General features: G+C 34.5%; 22 protein-coding genes. 9 read left to right on the top strand and 13 right to left on the bottom strand.

Annotation, left to right across the window (positions count from 1 at the left end; all coding sequences use genetic code 11):
* The first annotated feature begins 21 nt into the window (after positions 1–21).
* Complete coding sequence (locus AACZ41_RS08850) at positions 22–558, top strand: DUF255 domain-containing protein (RefSeq protein WP_339628050.1); 537 nt, start codon at positions 22–24, stop codon at positions 556–558.
* A 65-nt stretch (positions 559–623) separates the two neighbouring features.
* Here the strand turns inward: AACZ41_RS08850 and guaB are convergent, their stop codons facing one another.
* Positions 624–2,096, bottom strand: a complete 1,473-nt coding sequence (gene guaB / locus AACZ41_RS08845) for an IMP dehydrogenase (RefSeq protein WP_339628201.1) — start codon at positions 2,094–2,096, stop codon at positions 624–626.
* A 228-nt stretch (positions 2,097–2,324) separates the two neighbouring features.
* Between guaB and AACZ41_RS08840 the strand changes: the two genes are divergently transcribed.
* Positions 2,325–4,544, top strand: coding sequence for a TonB-dependent receptor (locus AACZ41_RS08840; protein WP_339628049.1), 2,220 nt, complete (start codon positions 2,325–2,327; stop codon positions 4,542–4,544).
* A 182-nt stretch (positions 4,545–4,726) separates the two neighbouring features.
* Here AACZ41_RS08840 and AACZ41_RS08835 read toward each other — a convergent pair whose 3' ends face one another.
* Positions 4,727–5,596 (bottom strand): hydroxymethylglutaryl-CoA lyase, encoded by an 870-nt coding sequence (locus AACZ41_RS08835; RefSeq protein WP_339628048.1) that lies wholly within the window; start codon positions 5,594–5,596, stop codon positions 4,727–4,729.
* A 53-nt stretch (positions 5,597–5,649) separates the two neighbouring features.
* Positions 5,650–6,270, bottom strand: a complete 621-nt coding sequence (locus AACZ41_RS08830) for a LysE family translocator (RefSeq protein ID WP_339628047.1) — start codon at positions 6,268–6,270, stop codon at positions 5,650–5,652.
* Positions 6,271–6,399: 129 nt separating this feature from the next.
* Here AACZ41_RS08830 and AACZ41_RS08825 point away from each other — a divergent pair, with 129 nt between their 5' ends.
* A complete protein-coding gene (locus AACZ41_RS08825) occupies positions 6,400–6,768 on the top strand; it encodes a Dabb family protein (protein WP_339628200.1) in 369 nt (122 codons plus the stop codon).
* A gap of 123 nt (positions 6,769–6,891) precedes the next feature.
* On the opposite strand, the gene AACZ41_RS08820 is transcribed toward AACZ41_RS08825, so the two are convergent.
* Positions 6,892–7,935 carry a quinone-dependent dihydroorotate dehydrogenase gene (locus AACZ41_RS08820; RefSeq protein ID WP_339628046.1) on the bottom strand — a complete coding sequence of 348 codons (1,044 nt, stop codon included), beginning with the start codon at positions 7,933–7,935 and terminating at the stop codon, positions 6,892–6,894.
* 58 nt (positions 7,936–7,993) lie between these two features.
* Positions 7,994–8,446 carry a hypothetical protein gene (locus AACZ41_RS08815; RefSeq protein WP_339628045.1) on the bottom strand — a complete coding sequence of 151 codons (453 nt, stop codon included), beginning with the start codon at positions 8,444–8,446 and terminating at the stop codon, positions 7,994–7,996.
* Between the two features lie 69 nt (positions 8,447–8,515).
* Here AACZ41_RS08815 and pepT point away from each other — a divergent pair, with 69 nt between their 5' ends.
* On the top strand, positions 8,516–9,739 hold the full coding sequence (pepT, locus tag AACZ41_RS08810; RefSeq protein WP_339628044.1) for a peptidase T: 1,224 nt from the start codon (positions 8,516–8,518) through the stop codon (positions 9,737–9,739).
* 4 nt (positions 9,740–9,743) lie between these two features.
* Complete coding sequence (locus AACZ41_RS08805; protein ID WP_339628043.1) at positions 9,744–10,343, top strand: YdeI/OmpD-associated family protein; 600 nt, start codon at positions 9,744–9,746, stop codon at positions 10,341–10,343.
* A 12-nt stretch (positions 10,344–10,355) separates the two neighbouring features.
* Here AACZ41_RS08805 and AACZ41_RS08800 read toward each other — a convergent pair whose 3' ends face one another.
* The 4 genes from AACZ41_RS08800 to nusB all read right to left on the bottom strand — a co-directional run bounded on the left by AACZ41_RS08800 (position 10,356) and on the right by nusB (position 13,565).
* Positions 10,356–11,705, bottom strand: coding sequence for a Gfo/Idh/MocA family oxidoreductase (locus tag AACZ41_RS08800; protein ID WP_339628041.1), 1,350 nt, complete (start codon positions 11,703–11,705; stop codon positions 10,356–10,358).
* Positions 11,706–11,795: 90 nt separating this feature from the next.
* Positions 11,796–12,080, bottom strand: coding sequence for a preprotein translocase subunit YajC (gene yajC, locus AACZ41_RS08795; RefSeq protein WP_091622797.1), 285 nt, complete (start codon positions 12,078–12,080; stop codon positions 11,796–11,798).
* A 23-nt stretch (positions 12,081–12,103) separates the two neighbouring features.
* A complete protein-coding gene (locus tag AACZ41_RS08790; protein WP_339628040.1) occupies positions 12,104–12,574 on the bottom strand; it encodes a DUF1573 domain-containing protein in 471 nt (156 codons plus the stop codon).
* A 43-nt stretch (positions 12,575–12,617) separates the two neighbouring features.
* A complete protein-coding gene (gene nusB / locus AACZ41_RS08785) occupies positions 12,618–13,565 on the bottom strand; it encodes a transcription antitermination factor NusB (protein ID WP_339628039.1) in 948 nt (315 codons plus the stop codon).
* A gap of 172 nt (positions 13,566–13,737) precedes the next feature.
* On the opposite strand from nusB, the gene AACZ41_RS08780 reads away from it, so the two are divergent.
* Together AACZ41_RS08780 and AACZ41_RS08775 are read left to right on the top strand one after the other, a co-directional pair.
* Positions 13,738–15,489: an ABC transporter ATP-binding protein gene (locus AACZ41_RS08780; protein ID WP_339628038.1), complete on the top strand. Its 1,752-nt coding sequence runs from the start codon at positions 13,738–13,740 to the stop codon at positions 15,487–15,489.
* Positions 15,490–15,554: 65 nt separating this feature from the next.
* A complete protein-coding gene (locus tag AACZ41_RS08775; protein ID WP_339628037.1) occupies positions 15,555–15,938 on the top strand; it encodes a PUR family DNA/RNA-binding protein in 384 nt (127 codons plus the stop codon).
* Positions 15,939–16,046: 108 nt separating this feature from the next.
* On the opposite strand, the gene AACZ41_RS08770 is transcribed toward AACZ41_RS08775, so the two are convergent.
* The 4 genes from AACZ41_RS08770 to AACZ41_RS08755 are packed head-to-tail and all read right to left on the bottom strand — an operon-like array spanning position 16,047 to position 18,661.
* Positions 16,047–17,099, bottom strand: a complete 1,053-nt coding sequence (locus tag AACZ41_RS08770) for a 1-acyl-sn-glycerol-3-phosphate acyltransferase (protein WP_339628036.1) — start codon at positions 17,097–17,099, stop codon at positions 16,047–16,049.
* Positions 17,096–18,016, bottom strand: a complete 921-nt coding sequence (locus tag AACZ41_RS08765; RefSeq protein WP_339628035.1) for a bile acid:sodium symporter family protein — start codon at positions 18,014–18,016, stop codon at positions 17,096–17,098. Before AACZ41_RS08765 ends, AACZ41_RS08770 begins: the two co-directional genes overlap by 4 nt.
* 4 nt (positions 18,017–18,020) lie before the next feature.
* Positions 18,021–18,359 carry a tRNA-binding protein gene (locus AACZ41_RS08760; RefSeq protein ID WP_339628034.1) on the bottom strand — a complete coding sequence of 113 codons (339 nt, stop codon included), beginning with the start codon at positions 18,357–18,359 and terminating at the stop codon, positions 18,021–18,023.
* Entirely contained in the window at positions 18,356–18,661 is a 306-nt protein-coding gene (locus AACZ41_RS08755; RefSeq protein WP_339628033.1) for a phosphoribosylpyrophosphate synthetase, read from the bottom strand. The genes AACZ41_RS08760 and AACZ41_RS08755 overlap by 4 nt, the downstream gene beginning before the upstream one ends.
* A 97-nt stretch (positions 18,662–18,758) precedes the next feature.
* On the opposite strand from AACZ41_RS08755, the gene AACZ41_RS08750 reads away from it, so the two are divergent.
* On the top strand, positions 18,759–19,322 hold the full coding sequence (locus tag AACZ41_RS08750) for a thioredoxin family protein (RefSeq protein WP_339628032.1): 564 nt from the start codon (positions 18,759–18,761) through the stop codon (positions 19,320–19,322).
* A 41-nt stretch (positions 19,323–19,363) separates the two neighbouring features.
* The gene (locus tag AACZ41_RS08745) at positions 19,364–19,891 is read left to right on the top strand and encodes a GNAT family N-acetyltransferase (protein ID WP_339628031.1); all 528 of its coding nucleotides are present in this window, start codon (positions 19,364–19,366) and stop codon (positions 19,889–19,891) included.
* Positions 19,892–19,901 lie beyond the last annotated feature (10 nt).

Genomic DNA, 19,901 nt, shown 5'->3' with positions numbered 1-19,901 from the left:
GATTAAACACTCAAAAAACTCATGAAGACGTATTCTTTATCTTTTTTTAAATCATTTTTATTTTTAGCCGTGCTCTTTGTCTCAGCTGTAAGTTATGCACAAGAGGTAAAATGGCTTTCATGGAATGAAGCTACAGAATTAGCTGCTACGGATAAACATCCTAAAAAAATATTTATAGATGTCTATACCGATTGGTGTGGGTGGTGCAAGAAAATGGATAAAGACACGTTTCAAAATCCTGAAGTTGCTACTTATATGGCAGAAAAATATTATATGGTTAAGCTAGATGGAGAAGGCAAAGAACCTATTGAATACAAAGGGAAAACCTATAAATTCGTACCCTCAGGAAGAAAAGGATATCATGAATTTGCTGCTGCCTTAATGCAAGGTCGTTTAAGTTATCCGACAACAATTTTTCTAGACGAGGAACTAAACATGCTTTCACCAGTACCTGGTTATCAAAAACCAGAGCCGTTTTTAGAAATAGCCCGTTATTTTGGCGAGAATATTTATAAGGAGAAAAAATGGGACGCCTATGTTAGTAAGCCTGGTAAATAAAATACAACTTTAAAGCACAAAAAAAGAGGTCTAAAAGACCTCTTTTTTTGTACACTATATTTTTTCTATCTACTATAATTCGGGCTTTCCTTTGTGATAGTTACATCATGTGGATGGCTCTCATTAATACCACTCGCTGTAATTTTCACAAATCTACCCGTATCTTGTAATGTAGCTATATCTTTCGCACCACAGTAACCCATACCAGCTCTTAACCCTCCAATAAACTGGTGAATACTTTCAAACAAATCACCTTTATAAGGAACACGACCTACTATGCCTTCTGGAACCAACTTTTTAATATCATCTTCTACATCTTGAAAATAACGGTCCTTACTACCTTGTTTCATAGCTTCAACAGAACCCATACCTCTATATGATTTAAACTTTCGTCCTTCATATATGATGGTTTCTCCTGGAGATTCTTTTGTACCAGCTAAAAGAGACCCCAACATAACAGTATCTGCACCAGCAGCTATAGCTTTAGGAATATCACCTGTATATCTTATTCCGCCATCAGCAATAACAGGTACACCAGAGCCTTTAATAGCCGCAGCAACTTCTAATACTGCAGAAAATTGAGGAAAACCAACACCTGCAACTACCCTTGTCGTGCAAATAGAACCTGGACCGATACCAACTTTAACCGCATCTGCACCAGCTTCTACCAAATATTTGGCAGCTTCACCGGTTGCGATATTACCTACGATAACATCTAAATCTGGAAACTTATTTTTTACCGCTTTTAAAACAGCTACTACGCCTTTTGTATGACCATGTGCCGTATCTATAACAACTGCATCTACTCCAGCATTAACTAAAGCCTCAGCTCTTTCTACAGCATCAGCAGTTACACCTAAAGCCGCCGCAACACGCAATCTTCCGTATTGGTCTTTATTCGCCATAGGCTTTTGGGTTAATTTGGTAATATCCCTAAACGTTATTAATCCCACCAAGGTATTATCCTTTGTTACCACTGGCAACTTTTCGATTTTATGTTGTTGAAGTATATCTTCGGCCTCAGATAATGAAGTACCCTCTTCTGTAGTAACTAAATTTTCTGAAGTCATTACTTCAGAAATTGGGCGCTCATTATTTTTTTCGAACCTTAAATCCCTATTAGTAACAATACCTATTAATTTTCCCGCATCATCTACAATCGGTATACCACCAATACTAAACTCCTTCATATTGGCTTTAGCATCTTTCACCTTCGAATGCAAAGGCAACGTCACTGGATCTAGAATCATTCCGCTTTCAGCTCTTTTCACCTTTCTAACTTTCATGGCTTGTTGCTCAATGGTCATATTCTTATGCAAAACACCTATACCGCCTTCTTGAGCCATGGCAATAGCCATTCTAGACTCCGTAACGGTATCCATAGCTGCGGAAATAATCGGTACATTGATTGTAATATTTCTCGTGAATTTGGCCTGAATATTTACTTCTCTTGGAAGTACATCAGAATATGCAGGTACTAATAATACGTCGTCGTATGTTAGACCTTCTCCTAGAATTTTATTTTGATGGGCTTGCATAGCAATTAAGGATTTAATTGCGTGCAAAGATACTCTTTTTTTACATAGATCAATCCTCCCTATTTCATTCTAAAACCACAGACATAAATGTTAAAATGTATAGTTTAATAATTTGATTATCAGGTAATCCATTTATTTTATTTTTATTTATTCTAAATAAGCTTTGCAATATCAACAGTAGCTTATATATTTGCCGAATGTTAACTATTTTAATTCAGTCTAAATAAGATGAAAATATATTCAACGCTTTTTTTACTTACCACATCCTTCTTTCTAAAGGCTCAAATTCAAGATCCAACTTTAGTGGATTCTATTCATTTAAATGAAATCACACTTAAAGCAAATGCTATTTTAGGAAGTAAGTTTGAAGCAAAGAACAGAACAGGCTCGGCCTACTATATTACTCCACAAGAAATTAAAAAATTCAATTATACCGACATAAACAGAACGCTTAGAAGCGTACCTGGGGTAAATGTATACGAGGAAGACGGGTTCGGACTACGGCCCAACATTAGCCTTCGCGGAACTTCACCTGAACGAAGCTCAAAAATAACCTTAATGGAAGATGGCGTGCTTATAGCACCAGCTCCCTACAGTGCGCCCTCCGCTTATTATTTTCCAACCATTGCAAGAATGCAAGCTGTTGAAATCTTAAAAGGAAGCAGTCAGGTTCAATATGGTCCGTATACCACCGGTGGGGCCATTAATATGATTTCGACCGAAGTACCGGACACCTTTGGCATCTTCTTGACCTCGAGCTATGGTAGTTTCAACAGCGGTCGCCTTCACACCCAACTTGGTGACAGTAAAAAGAATTTCGGGTATTCGGTTGAGTACCTTAATTATAATTCGAATGGCTTTAAAGAGTTGGATAATGGAGAAAACACAGGTTTCGATAAAAACGATTTTGTCGCGAAATTCAAGGTAAACACAAATCCTGAAGCCAAGATCGGACATGCGTTCGAATTAAAATTTCAATATGCCGATGAAACTTCTAACGAAACCTATTTAGGACTTACAGAAGCTGATTTTGAAATAACCCCTTTCCGAAGGTATGCCGGTTCACAACAAGATGAAATGAATACCGAACATATTCAATTTATGGGTACACATACCTTAAGTTTGAGTCCTAATGCACGAATTACCACTACTGCCTATATGAACGACTTTAATCGTAATTGGTACAAAATCGATTATTTGACCGTAAACGGACAGCGTGAGAGTATCTCAAATATCATTCAAAATCCCGATACACTTTCAAACTATTATGATATTGTCAGTGGCACGGCCAACACTGGAACCAATGACCTAATTGCGGTAAAAGCTAACAATAGGAATTACCTTTCCACCGGTATCCAAACAAAATTAAATTACCGATGGGGCGGCGATAATACAATTCACGATATGGAGATTGGCCTTCGCTATCATTATGACGAAGAAGACCGATTTCAATGGGTAGACGACTACAGCCTTACGAATGGAACTATGGCTCTAATAAACGGCCGTCAGCAAGGAACCGATGCTAATAGAATTAGTGATGCAAGAGCATTTTCTTCTTATGCACTCTATAAATTGAAATACAAAGACCTAACCCTTACCCCAGGAATACGTTATGAAAATATCAACCTAGGAAGAATGGATTACGGTAGTACTGACCCAGAGCGAGCAGGAATTAACCTTACCGAACGTGAAAACCAGGTCAATGTATTTATTCCTGGAATAGGATTCAATTACAACTTTCAGAACATCTCACTTTTTGGTGGCGTACACAAAGGATTTTCTCCCCCAAGTAATCAAGTTGGTGAAAAACCGGAAGAAAGTATAAACTATGAATTTGGAACACGTTTCTCTTATGGGGGTATTTCTGGAGAATTGGTCGGCTTTTACAATGATTACAGCAATCTCTTAGGAAGTGATTTGGCAGCAACCGGCGGTACAGGTTCTTTAGATCAGTTCAATGCCGGGGAAGTTAAAGTACAGGGCATCGAATTTTTAATAAACTATAACCCTTTGACCAACTCAAAAAGTTTCGCATTGCCTATAACAATTGGGTACACGTTGACAGATACTGAATTTCTAAATAGTTTTGGCAGTGATAACAGTGTATGGGGTGAAGTAGCCATTGGCGATAAGTTGCCCTACCTATCGAAACATCAATTTAATACCTCCATTAGCTTGGAACACAAAAAATTCGAACTAAACTTTAGCGGACGGTATAACGGAGCTTTTAGAACTAAAGCCGGCATTGGTCCGATTCCTACTAGCGAAAGGGTTTCCGCCAACATTGTATTAGACCTTGGAGCAAAGTACCGCTACAACGACAATATTAGCTTAACCACGAACGCGATGAATCTTTTAGATGAAACCTATGCCGTAGCGCGTGTACCAGCAGGCCTAAGACCTGGTTTACCCTTTGGTCTATTTGGTGGGGTTGAACTTAGGTTCTGATTTTTACGCAAAAAATTAAAAGCAATAAGAAGCGGCTTTTTAAAAGGTAGTTTACGCCGGTAACTTTGAACACAAAAGAAAAGTATATAATTACAACTGTTAGTGATTCTCTAGTAAGCCCGAATAGACAGAAAGTAAGCCTTTTAAACAGCCACTTCTTATATTATAATTTGATGGAATACTCAGTGATACTCTGAAAACAGTTCGGATGCTTTGTTGTATGCCGCTTCAAAAGCCATCCAATTAACACCAGTCTCTATTTTTTCTGATGTAAAATAGGATAACATTTTCTCTGTCGGCATATTGCCCGTTAGCTCATCTTTAGCCATAGGACAGCCGCCAAAACCTTGAATAGCACCATCAAATCGTCTACAGCCCGCAACATGAGCCGCTTCTATTTTCTCATGCCATTTGGTTGGTGTGGTATGTAAATGAGCACCAAATTCTATAGTTGGGTATTTAGGGATTAAATTTGAAAATAGATAAGAAATAGTTACTGGATCAGAAGTACCCACAGTATCTGATAAGGATAATATTTTAGCACCCATTTTCGCCAACCTTTCTGTCCACTCTCCAACGATTTCAACATTCCAAGGATCCCCATATGGGTTACCGAACCCCATCGAAATATAAGTTACCACCTCTTTATTTGCGGCATCTGCCAAATTAAAAATCTCTTGTAACGTTTCTATAGATTGCGATATGGTTTTATGGGTATTTCGCATTTGAAAATTTTCTGATATGGAAAAAGGAAATCCTAAATACTCTATTTCTGGATGTAATACTGCATCCTCAGCACCTCTAACATTCGCAACTATAGCAAGTAATTTCGTCTTTGTCTTCGATAGGTCTAGGTTAGACAGAACCTCTGCGGTATCGACCATTTGGGGTATCGCTTTGGGAGATACAAAACTTCCAAAATCTAAGGTATCAAAGCCACAACCCAATAATGACTGCAAATACCTTACTTTTTCATTTGTAGGTATAAAATCCTTAATGCCTTGCATAGCATCTCTAGGGCATTCTACTATTTTAATTTTTGAATCGGACATTACGTAAAAATACGAACTCAAATTAAGTAAGACTTAATTAAACAAGAAATAAGCTATCCGAAAAACAAAAATATAGCTATCCCTAAAAAGGCGATAATTTGAACCCATTTAAGAACAAATCCTGTTTTTTTATTCCCTGTCAAAAACGTTGAAATACTACCTGATAAAAAGGCAATTCCGCTAAATACAATAGATGAAATCACAATAAACAATAGTCCTAAAACATAGAATTGAATAATAGTACTAATAACATTTGAGAATAAAAATCCTGGAAAAAAAGCTAGAAAAAAAATGGTCACCTTAGGGTTTAAAACATTCATTATAAATCCTTGTCGAAATAAACTACTTATACTTTTAACCTGTTTATTTTCAGTTTCAATTGAAATAGAATTTCCTCCTCTATAAACTGAAATTGCCAAATACACCAAGTATACCGCACCAAAAATTTTAATTAAAGTAAACATGGTTGGATTATTTTTTATAACCGCCGAAATCCCAAATGCCAATAAAGTAGTATGTACCAAACACCCTGTCATTAGACCAGCTACTACAGCAAGACCAAATTTGCGACCATTAGTAATACTTTGTATAAGTACAAAAATATTATCGGGCCCTGGTGAAAGTGCCAAGGCAAACGTAGCTATTGAGAATGCTAACAAAATTTCGTAGTTCAAATGAAAAATTAGTTGGTTAGGGATGAAAAGTACAAAATACCATTATTTACACCTATATTTAATATCTTGTTTAAAAATAATAAAATCATGAAAATTAAAGTGCTCGCTTTTTTAATCAGTATTTCATTCATGGCAAATACTTTTGCCTCATCAAATGAAACTACAAATTCACCAACAATAATCAAGACAGATAGCTTATTAAGGCATGTAGTTCTTTTTAAGTTCAAAGAAGGAACCACCAAATCACAAATAAAAGAAGTTGAAGATGCTTTTAGCGCCTTACCTTCTAAAATTGAACAAATAAAAGGCTATGAATGGGGATTGAACAATAGCCCTGAAGGATTAGAAAAAGGTTTCACTCATGCCTTTTTTCTAACTTTTGAAAGCGAAGAAGACCGTGCTATTTATTTACCTCACCCAGACCACAAAGCCTTTGGTGCAGTATTAACCCCACATTTAGAAGATGTTTTAGTAATTGATTACTGGACCAATCAATAATTAAAACAACCGTCTGATAATAAAATTTAAAGCCTTTGTACATTTTAGTTGTGCAAAGGCTTTAAATTTATATACGAATTCAAGTTTGTAAATTAACAATCACTCGTTAGTGTTGATCTACTTTTAATTATTTGCTTTTTCCAATAGTGCTTTATTAATTTTCTTCACCAATCCTGGTCCTTCATATACAAATCCTGTCCATAATTGAATTAAGTCTGCACCTGCTTCTAATTTCTCCAACGCATCTTCTGCTGAATGAATACCACCTACGCCAATAATAGGAAACGATTTATTACTTTTTTCTGCTAAAAATCGAATTACCTCGGTACTTCTATCTTTTAAAGGCGCACCACTTAGCCCGCCAGCTTCCTCAGTTAAAAGCGCATGAGATTTTAAATTTTCTCTTGAGATAGTTGTGTTTGTTGCTATAACTCCATCTATCTTAGTTGTATCAACAATTTCAATAATGTCAAACAGTTGGCTATCGGTAAGGTCCGGCGCTATCTTTAATAGAATAGGTTTGCGAATTATATTTTTTCGTTCGCTTAATTTCGAATTTTCTAGTTGCAATTCGTTCAATAATGCCATTAACGGCTCTTTATCTTGCAACTCTCGTAAACCAGGAGTATTCGGTGAACTAACATTTACCACGAAATAATCTACATGGTCGAACAAGGCATCAAAACAGATTAAGTAATCTTTAATCGCTTCGTTATTTGGAGTAACCTTATTCTTACCAATATTACCGCCAATTAATACCCTATGTTCTTTTTTTAGTTTTTCGACTGCCTCAAAAACTCCATTATTATTAAAGCCCATGCGGTTAATAATAGCATGGTCAGCTTTTAGGCGAAATAATCTTTTCTTTGGATTACCTTCTTGAGGTTTAGGAGTCAGTGTACCTATCTCTACAAAACCAAATCCGAAATCTGACAATTCGTTATAGATGATCGCATTTTTATCGAACCCAGCTGCCAACCCTACTGGATTTTTAAATTTTAGACCAAAAAGCTCACGCTCCAAACGTTTATCTTCTATCAGGAATATCGATTTAAAAAGACCAGATAATCCAATCTTTGATAAAAATTTAATAGTCGAAAAACTTATATGGTGAACTCTTTCTGGGTCGAAAAGAAACAAAATAGGTCTAATAAGAAGCCTGTACATTTATATATTTTAGATGCCCAAAAATACAAAAGTGTATTTGAAAAAAGTGTGAAATATGTTATCTGTTTTCGTTGTTGATACTATCAGAGTAAACAGTGGGGATTACAATGAATGGAGAGCGAGAAGCTTCTTTACACAGATTACGATATAATTCATATTGCTTTGAATTAAACAAAGTCAACATTCTTTTATCGATCATTGTTTGAACTATAGCCATACTATCCATCACACTTTTATATTTATCCGCTAATTGGCTCAACTCCTTAACATTACTTTGCGGATGTCTACTCTTTACGTTCTGCAATTCATTATTCAATAGATCGTTCCGATATTTCAGTTCTGCACTGAAACTCACTAATTTTTCATGTTGCATCTCATTTAACTGAAATACATCAGAAATTATCGAATCATTAGTTAAACCTACACCAAGTATACAATCTGCTTGTGCGTAGGTCTTGTTAAGAAGTAAAAAGGAACAGAACACTACCAATAATCTAAATATCTTCATCATCTAATTTGTCAAATCTTACATTTACTAAATTACGATATATAACCCTATTTTTGATAAAATCATTTTACTATGCAGCATATCATTGACCGTTTTATAAGTTATGTAACTATTGACACACAAAGCGATTCATCATCAGAGACCACACCGAGTACTAAAAAACAATGGAATTTGGCAAACAAATTGGTAGTAGAACTCCGTTCAATTGGTTTAGAAGATGTCTCTATTGATAAGAATGCATACATCATGGCAACGTTGCCGTCAAACGTAGAACACGAAGTACCCACAATAGGATTTATTTCTCATTTTGATACTTCTCCGGATTTTTCAGGTACCAATGTAAAACCGAAAATTATTGAAATCTATGATGGCAATGATATCGTCTTGAACGAAGAAAAGAATATAATTTTATCTTCCTCATACTTTCACGATGTATTACAATATATAGGACAAACATTGATTACTACGGATGGGACCACTTTGTTAGGTGCAGATGACAAAGCAGGTATAACTGAAATAGTAACTGCTATGGAATATTTGGTAAAACACCCAGAAATAAAACATGGAACTATTCGTATTGGCTTTACACCGGATGAAGAAATAGGCCGAGGAGCTCATAAATTCGATATAGAAAAATTCGGTGCCCAATGGGCCTACACTATGGATGGAAGCCAAATCGGAGAATTGGAATATGAAAATTTCAATGCAGCCAGTGCAAAAATCACTATTAATGGTAAAAGTGTACACCCGGGTTATGCCAAAAACAAAATGGTGAATGCCATTCTTATTGCAAATCATATAATATCGGAGTTACCACGACATGAAATACCAGAGGAAACTGATGGAAGGGATGGCTTTTTTCATGTACATACTATAAATGGTGAAATTGAAAATGCTTCTATAGAATTAATCATTAGAGATCACGACCTAAAACGATTTAATGAGCGAAAAGAATTATTGAAAGCATTGGTCAAAAAATACAATCACAAATATGATGAGTGCATTTCTTTAGAAATAAAGGACCAGTATTTTAACATGAAAGAGAGAATTGAACCCGTATACCACATTGTAGAAATAGCAAAAAAGGCGATGGAAGATATTGGCATTACCCCTATCATAAAACCCATTAGAGGAGGAACCGATGGTTCGCAATTAAGCTATATGGGTCTACCATGCCCTAATATATTTGCCGGTGGCCATAACTTTCATGGTAAATATGAATATGTGCCTGTTGAGAGTATGCAAAAAGCCGTGGAAGTTATTGTTAGAATTTGTGAATTAACCGCAGAGCAATAATCCTATGGAAAAGTTGGAAAAACTAGAGGAATTCTACAACGAAGCACATCATTTTAAAAGTGGTGTCATAGAGCTTAGGAAACTTGCTTTGGACTGTGGATTAAAAGAAACCTATAAATGGAGCTTTCCAACATACACCTTTGAAGGTAAGAATATTATTGCCATTTGTAAGTTAAAAACTTATTTTGGCGTTTGGTTCTTTAACGGTGTATTTTTAAAAGATTCTAAAAAAGTACTAAAAAATGCACAAGAAGGAAAAACTAAAGCCATGAGGCGATGGAAATTTTCATCTCAGGAAGAAATTGATAAAAAGGGAGTAATAGTATACATAAACGAAGCTATTGAAAATCAAAAAAAGGGACTACAGCTAAAAATTTCAAAAAAGCTTAAGGAGAAGATTATTATTCCAACTCATTTGCTGTCTGAATTCAATAAGAACAAAGTACTAAAAGATTTCTTTTACAAGCTCACCTACTCAAAACAAAAAGAATATATCGAGTATATAGATACCGCTAAACAAGAGAAAACAAAACAATCTCGCCTCAATAAAATTCTACCTTTAATTTTAGAGGGCAAAGGTCTTAACGACTTTTATCAAAAATAAATTTATTTAAGTTTAGAGGGCAGGTATATTCCAACCGTTGTTGTAATGGGCTTTTAGAAATTGATTTGCCTCCTCATTTTTGAATTTGCCTGAAATTTCATCCCAATAGATTCTATCACCCGTTTTAAAGGCCACGTTACCCATATGTGATACTAAAGCAGCATCATACCCCACTTTAATAGGTGCGTTCAATGAAGAATTATCTCTACTCTTAACTGCCTCAATAAAATTTTTGGTATGCAGGTCTAATCCACTTAATCCACCGTTATCATATGAAACAGCCTGCATTTTTGGAATACCTTCCTGTCCCCATCCTTGAAATTCCTTTTCTGGTATAACTTCCCATCCGCCTCTATCTAAGACTAGGGTTCCATTGTTTCCGATGAAGGCAATTCCATGATTTCTACCGTAATTACCACCATCTATACCTGTGGCATGTTCCCAAAGAATTGAGAATCCGTCATATTCATATACGGTTTGTAAGGTATCGGGCGTTTCTGCTGCATCATTGGGATATGCAAATTTACCACCTAAGGCCATCACAGATTTCGGGGTTTCCGCTTTCATCCCATAAAGGGCATAATCCATTAAATGAACACCCCAATCTGTCATTAATCCGCCTGCATAATCCCAAAACCATCTAAAATTAAAATGAAATCTATTGGCATTAAAAGGTCTTTCTGGCGCCGGGCCTAACCACATTTTATAATCTACACCCTTTGGTGCAGCAGAATCTGCTAAAATTGGCACCGGTTTCATCCAACCTTGGTACGCCCAAGCTTTTGCCAATCTTATTTCACCTAAAGCACCCGAGTGCACAAATTTAATGGCGTCTACAAAGTGTGGTTGGCTACGCTGCCATTGCCCAATTTGAACCATTCTATCTCTCGATTGCACAAAATCTAACATTATGTTAGCCTCTTGTACAGAGTTAGCAATGGGCTTTTCACAATAAACATCTTTACCAGCCTGCAAAGCATCGGTCAATTGCAAACAATGCCAATGATCCGGTGTACCAATTATTACAACATCAATATCTTTATTTTCAAGTAGCTTTCGATAATCACCATACCATTTTGGTTTTTTAATGCCCGCTTTTTCTAAATCGGCGGTTCTAGCTTGCAAAACATTTTCGTCTACATCGCATAAAGCAATAACATTGATTTCGCTCATCTTAAGAAAAGAAGATAAATCAGAAAAACCCATTCCATTACACCCTATTAAGCCAACATTAATGGTGTCATTTGCTCCCACTCTTTTCCGCATCATAGATAATAGCTCCATTGGAAAAACAAATGAAGCTCCTGTCATTACTAATCCGGCTGTTCCTTTTCTAATAAAACTTCTTCTATTTTGTAACATGGCAATAATTTAGTTTTACTAAATATACTGCTTTTAAGCAAAAAAAAACACCGATGTGTCCATCGGTGTTTTTATATGAAATGTAAAAATTTATTTTTCTGGAGCGTTTAATTTAGCGCTCATTTCCATGGATATGGCAGATCTATCAAATTTTAATTTCCCTGCCATTGTTTCCAATACACAAGAAGAATCTTTTTCATTTAAATCTACTACCTTTCCGTGCAGACCACTTTTGGTAATTACACGATCACCACGTTTTAACTCTGCCGAAAATTTCTTTTCATCCTTCTGTCTTTTCATTTGAGGTCGAATCATAAAAAAATATGCGACTACAAAAATCAAAATCATCGGAAGAAACTGCCCTATATCACCCATTTTTGGTATATCTGTATTTATATTTATTTAACAGGTCCTAGTGGAGCTGCACCTTTTGGATTAACAAAGGCTTTAATTCTCAAAATTTCAGAACCTTTTTCAGTATTCGCTGTAACCGTAATTGTTTTGGTTACTTGATTTTGACCTGAACCATTGAAGTTCACTTTCAATTCACCAGTCTCACCAGGAGCAATAGGATCTTTTGGTGGGTTAGGTACAGTACAACCACAACTACTTTTTGCATCTGTAATAATAAGTGGTGCATTACCTGTATTTGTAAACGTGAAAACTGTTTCTTGTGGTGTTCCTTGCTCAATTGTACCAAAATCGTGTTCTGCCTTTTCAAAAGACATTACAGGCACTGCTTTTGCAGCCTCATCTCTTACTGCAGCTTCTGCTACGTTATCTGTTTTGATTTTACTTGATGCATTATCCTTACAAGAAGTAAAAGCTACCATTGATACTAGACCAACAATTAGAACTATTTTTTTCATACTATTATGATTTATCAATTAATTGTAAAATTATAAAATATTTTTATAACAGACCCCTACCAATTTTGTTAAGCTTTCCTTCTGCTTTATATTCTTTGGTAAGCTTATCTAAAATACCATTTATAAATATGCTGCTTTTTGGGGTTGAGTACTCTTTTGCTATCTCTAAATACTCATTAATAGTTACTCTTTCTGGTATTGATGGGAAATGCAATAACTCACAAATTGCCATTTTCAATAGAATACTATCTATCTCAGCAATACGATCTTTATCCCAATTTGGTGTTTTACCCTCAATTTCCTTTTCTAAAGCTTCATTTTTCAATAAAGTTCTAGAAAGAAGTTGCAATGCATATTGCATGTCATCATCATCTTTCATTAAACTTGGCAGAAAATATGACTCTGGATGCACCTGTTTTGCTTTTTTCAAATGCTTTAACACAAAGGTATTCACAATAGGAATATCGTCTACCCATGTTAATTTATCGTCTTCAAAATAGTCGTAAATTTTTTCATTAGGCGCAAAAATGGTCTTAAACAAGGTCAACACCAATTCCTTATCAGAAGCATAATCACTTTCTGACTTAGACATATATTCTTGATATGCTTCACTCTCTATGATCTCTTTATAGATAAGTTTCACATATTCTTCATTCAAATACCAATTATCAAGCTTTCTATGGTTAATTTCTTCAGCCAACATTGTATTGTCCACTATTTGCAGCAACAACTTATTTTGAATAAACTTGTTAGGGTTAGGAAATTCTTGTTTCTTATCGCTAATGTATTTATTAGCCGAGAGAGAAATTTGGTCTGCAGCCCTTTTCTGTATTTCTACAAAAAGGCTTAACCATAATAAATAAAGCGTATAGGTATTCTCTATGCTTACTTTTAAAAACTTCTCTTGTTTTTGCAAGGAATCATCCTTAGATTGAATTAGGGCATAAATGCTTTGCATAACTTTAACCCTAATGTGCCTTCTTGTAAGCATTATAAAGAACTTTTTTAAATAAATTAATAATAAAAGCCGCAAAGGTAAGTATCTATTTAAAGGGTAACAATAGCAATCGTATTTATCTTAGCTTATTTATAACATATGGTTTTAGGGCAAAAAACTATCTTTGATCAAAGAATAGATATAATCTTCTTTTTTCGAACAACCTATGAAAGAACTTAAGCACCTTAATAAATACTTCAAGAAATATCGGCTTAAACTTTTTTTAGGAATCATAATCACCGTCATAGCAAGGCTATTTCAATTGGTTATGCCTTCTTATGTCAATAAATCCATATCTGTAGTTGAAAAGTATATTTCTACTGAAATAGCTAAATCGACCGCACAAGAACTTCTTTTAGAATACATTCTTATAATAGTTGGAGCTGCCTTGCTGTCTGGTTTTTTTACTTTCTTAATGCGGCAGACCATTATCAATATTTCGAGATATATTGAGTATGATCTTAAAAATGAAATTTTCGACCACTATCAAAAACTAAGCCTCAATTTTTATAAGAAAAATAGAACAGGTGATTTAATGAACAGAATAAGTGAAGATGTGAACGAGGTACGTATGTATGCTGGCCCAGCAATAATGTATGGTATACAAACACTTACTTTATTCGCATGTTTAATTCCTTTAATGTTTATAAAAGCACCCACTTTAGCTGCTTATACCCTATTACCACTACCTATATTATCAGTTTTAATTTATCAAATAAGTAAGGTTATACATAAAAGAAGCACCGTAGTGCAGCAATATTTATCCACCTTATCTACGTTTACACAAGAAGTATTTTCAGGAGTTTCCGTAATTAAAGCTTATGCACTAGAACCGCAGACAAATGACGAATTAGTAGCTCTAGCCATCGATGGAAAAGAAAAAAGTGTAAATCTTGCAAAAGTAAATGCGTGGTTCTTTCCTCTTATGATTTTGTTGATTGGCATTAGCAATATTTTAGTGATTTATATCGGTGGCAAGCAATATTTAGCTGGTGAAATAAGTGTTGGCCTTATTGCAGAATTCATACTCTATGTGAATATGCTAACTTGGCCAGTAGCTATAGTAGGTTGGCTAACTTCTATTGTTCAGAGGGCTGCAGCGAGTCAAGAAAGAATTAATGAATTTTTGAACGTTGCACCAGAATTGAAAAACACCCCTACTTACGATCATAAGGTTAAAGGAAAAATAGAGTTTAAAAATGTTGGCTTTACCTATGAAGATACAGAAATTACTGCGTTAAGCAATTTATCTTTCACTATCGAAGAAGGAGAAACTACAGCTATTCTTGGTAAAACCGGATCTGGAAAATCGACCATTTTAGATTTAGTTGCTCGACTTTATGACACCACTTCAGGAGAAATTTTAATAGACGATGAACCAATAAAGCACTTTGACCTTACTAAGTTAAGAGAATCGATAGGCGCCGTTCCACAAGATGCTTTTCTGTTTTCTGATAGTATCAAGAACAATATAAAATTTGGCAAAGAGGATGCTACCGATGAGGAAATTATCAATATCGCCGAAGATGCCGTAGTTCATGAAAATATCATAGGGTTCTCAAATAAATATGACACCGTATTGGGCGAGCGAGGAATTACCCTTAGCGGTGGTCAAAAACAACGAGTTTCAATTGCTCGTGCATTAATTAAAAAACCTAAAATATATTTGTTCGATGACTGCCTCTCTGCTGTTGATACTGAAACCGAAGAAGAAATATTGAACAATCTAAAAAAAGCATCCAAGAATAGAACTACACTAATTGTAAGCCACCGAGTCTCATCTGCCAAAAATGCTGACAAAATATTAGTTTTAGAAGATGGAAGACTGATTCAAGAAGGCACCCATGAGGAATTAAATAGCAAGGCTGGCTATTACAAAGAGCTTTACCATAAACAACTTTCAGAGAAAGAAAATTAGAAAATTGTTGTCGGATAGGGTTTTTTTTTCCATTTTTGATAGCATAACGACACTAAACATAAGAAATGAGCGAAAGAGATTTATCAGATCAGGAAGAAATTCACTCCAAAGTTTTACGCGCTGGCAGAAGGACTTATTTTTTTGATGTAAGAAGTACCAAAGCTGGTGATTATTACCTTACGATAACTGAAAGCAAAAAATTCACACACGATGATGGATCTTTCCATTATAAAAAACACAAAATTTATCTATATAAAGAAGATTTTGAAGCCTTTAAGGAAAATGTGGAAGAAATGATGGATTTCATCATTAATGAAAAAGGTTCTGAAGTAATATCCGAAAGACATCAAAAAGATTTCAAAAAAGAAGACACAGAGGTTGAACAAGAAATAGAGAACACTTCAACAGGCACCTCTAGTTTTACTGATGTAAGCTTTGAGGATATCTAATTAAAAGTAATTTTTAAAATAACTAAAACGACCCTTATCACTAAGGGTCGTTTTTTTATTTACTAATTTGGAATAATCCTCTTTTAAGGAAATTGAAACCATATTCTTTTAGCGTAATCCGAATTTCACAAGGAATATATTAAGAATTGTGAGCGACCCTATACTCAAAAGAGCTATTTCAATAGTATTTAAAAACGAAATGGATATAAAAAGAACCAGCAAGTAGATTGGAAAAAAGAACAAACTAAACGCAAACCTAAAAGTCCCCATAAACTCAGCTTCGGGCACTTTTGGTTTTAGCCAAAAACGCCATAGCAAGACAATAGGGAAATTCAATATACTAAACAGCAATTTTGACAGATTTATTTTTTGTCTTTCGCTAGGAGCCTCACTCTTGCTATTTGTTACTGATTTTGAATATGATTGAACTGTTTCGTTTACCAACATAGGATCAAGAAAGCTCACATTTTCATTCGTTAACCTACTAACTATAGCTTCATAATGTTCATCGTTTGGAATATGACTTGTTAGTTTTTTTAAACTCGAAGAAACTATATCTTTTATTGATTGACTAGATTTATTGATATCATTTAAATCAAAGAGGCTTTTGGCAGAAATAGATTTACCATAATGAACTGCAACTTCATCAGGAAAATGAGCTGCATTTTTATAATTTAATCCTACCGGTACTAATTGTATATCCAATTGTGGATAAAGTTCGAAACTTTTTAAAATTATTCTTGTAAAACCTTTACTTAAAGGCCTAACCCTTCGTTGAAGGTTATGATTTGCTTCAGGGAAAATAACCAGCGCATTACCCCTATGCAATATTTCAGAACAGGTGTCGAAAATCAAGTTATTATTCGCCAAAGATTCTCTTCCATCTCTCAATCTGTAAATAGGCAACATTCTGAAGTATGAAAAAATACGATTCAACCAAGAACTTGAGAATACGTCTGCACGAGTTAAAAAGAAAGGCTTTCGTTGACAGTCTGTAGCTATCAGTAAAACATCAATTAAAGCACTTTGATGGTTGGGCAGAAATAAAACTGGTTTATCCGTTGGTATATTGTCAAGTCCTGTGATTTCTATTTTCTTATGATAGGCATAAAGTCCTGTCTTCACCACAAACTTAACTATCGAATATATAATACCGCTCACGCTATAGTTTCTTTAGTAATAGGTTTACCATTCCATAAAGCAGCCAATATAAGTCCTGAAACGATATGCCAAATTCCCCAAAAAGCAGCAAGTAAAGCCATACCTCCTAATCCATCAAAAAATGTAAAAACTAATAATAGGCCTAAGCCCGAATTCTGTATTCCTGTTTCAATAGTAATTGACCTGATACTATCTTCTGGTAATCGGAATAACTTTCCAACACTATAACCTGTTGAAAAAGCAATAAGATTATGGGTTAAAACAATCCAAAAAACATAAACAATATAATCCTTGAAAATATCAAGATTATTATATAATGCGATAAAAACCAAACATATAAAAAAGAGTAACGAAACCACTTTTAATTTTTTTGCTAATTTCAGCGCTATATTAGGATGACGGTGGTTTACATACATACCTAAAACTAGAGGTAAACCTAATAATAGCGATACTAGTTTGAACATTTCAACAGGTGAAATAGAAATCTCTTGAATCAAATTCGAACTTGGCGCATAGAGTATTGACCAGAAATGAAAATTTAATGGCGTCATCACTATAGCTAAAAGCGTTGCCATAGAAGTAAGGCTAACAGATAACGCTATATTTGCTTTAGACAGGTATGAGATAAAATTAGAAATATTACCACCAGGGCAAGCAGCTACCATGAACATACCTAAAGCGATACTTGGTAATGGTTCTATAAAAAGAATTAAAAGATAGGTTACCGCCGGAAGTAAAATAAACTGACTAAAAAGACCTAAAATTATTGCTTTTGGCCTTAACAATAATGGCTTAAATTCTTTAATCGATATCTCTAAAGCGACACCGAACATTACCAAACCTAATACTAGGTTCAATACCCATAGGGAACCTGCATCAAAATTAATATGAACGTTATCTAAAAGGTTTTCAGTCAATAAACTAAGAAATTTTTAATCCGTTAGGCACTTTCATTTGTGGCTTAATCAAAACCACTGAATTATTTTCAACAGCACCCAATATAAGGCATTCACTCATAAAATTGGCTATTTGCTTAACTGGAAAATTAACTACTGCAACAACCTGCATTCCTAAAAGTTCGTTTTTTAAGTATTTATCAGTAATCTGAGCAGAAGTTTTCTTTATACCAATTTCATCTCCAAAATCAATATGTAATTTATAGGAAGCATTTCGAGCTTCAGGAAAGTCAAAAACAGACACAACTGTTCCAATTCTCATATCTATTTTAATAAAATCGTCCCAAGAAATGGTATCGCTCATTTAATGATTTTAAGTTTTTCAATTAAATCTCTTGGTACATTACCTGCATACATACCGTATGCGTCAACCAATAATCCTTTCTCACCAGTAGTAGTTTCAATAACATACAATATAGTATTATCGTCTGGGCTACTCATACCTTCAAACCGATAAAATTTAACTACATTTAATTCAGATGCGCTATAAATACACTTCATATGTTTATGTTCAATACCTGTATTGCATAAGTTAAAATCTGCCGTATACCCTTCCTTTTGTAAATCTTGTATTGCAATAGAAAGAGAGGAATATGAATTTTTCATATAATTTATTTTAAGAGTCTATTGAAATTAGTAATTGTAATAACCAATAACAAGGCTTTTTAATTTCTTAACTTAGTAAGATTAAATTTAAAACAATATGTCAAGAACCGAAAGCAATATGTTGGCTTTAGGCACCACAGCACCAGAATTCAGTTTATTAGATACGGTAAGTCAAAAAACGATGAATCTGCACGCTCTAAATGGAGAGAAAGGAACGGTGATTATGTTTATTTGTAACCATTGTCCTTTTGTAATTCATGTTAATCCTGAGATTACAAAATTAGCAAGTGAATATCAGAAAAGAGGAATAAAGTTTATTGCCATTTCAAGTAACGATGTTGAAAATTATCCGGAGGATGCGCCACATTACATGAGAATTAAGGCAAAAGCCGAAAATTATACATTCCCATATTTATATGATGAAAACCAAGAAGTTGCAAAAAAATATGATGCTGCTTGCACACCGGACTTCTATCTTTTCGATGCTGAATTAAAGCTCGTTTACAGAGGTCAATTAGATGATTCAAGACCGGGTAACGGACTCCCTTTAAATGGCAATGACCTTAGAGATGCTTTAGAAAATTTATTATCTGAAAAGAAAATCAACCCGCTTCAAAAGCCCAGTATAGGTTGTAATATTAAATGGAAAACTCAAGTTTGATTTAAACTTATTTTGCTAAAAAACATATTTCGAATAGAAGAATGAAAAGCACCATTACATTTGAACCATTAGATCCATCACACTACGATGACTACATAAACATTGGCACTAAAGCATACAATCAACATTATAGGCATCTCTGGCCAAATGGTGATACATCGACCTATATTCAAAATAGTTTTACAAAAGAGGTATTGCTAAAAGAAGAGCAAGATGATAATACGGAACTTTATCTACTAAAAATGGATGATATTTATGTTGGACTTTTAAAAATCACTTTAGACATGGCCATTTCCAAATTAAATAAATCAGAAGCTCTTTATTTAGATAAAATTTACATTCAAAAAGAATTTACAGGACTGGGTATCGGAAGGGAAACACTTAAATTCATAGAAACCAAGGCAATAGAGCTTTCTAAAAAAGCGATATTTTTAGGCGCTATGCAAAATGGCCTTGCCCTAACATTCTATTTAGCAAATAATTTTTCTATTATAGACACCTCCAAAGTTCCATTTGAAAATGTCATTGAGGAAGAAAAACCAATGTATATTTTACTTAAGGAAATTTAATTCTTTATAA

This window comes from uncultured Maribacter sp. (assembly GCF_963974015.1).
Taxonomy (GTDB): Bacteria; Bacteroidota; Bacteroidia; order Flavobacteriales; family Flavobacteriaceae; genus Maribacter.
This window is presented reverse-complemented; position numbering and strand designations above follow the sequence as displayed.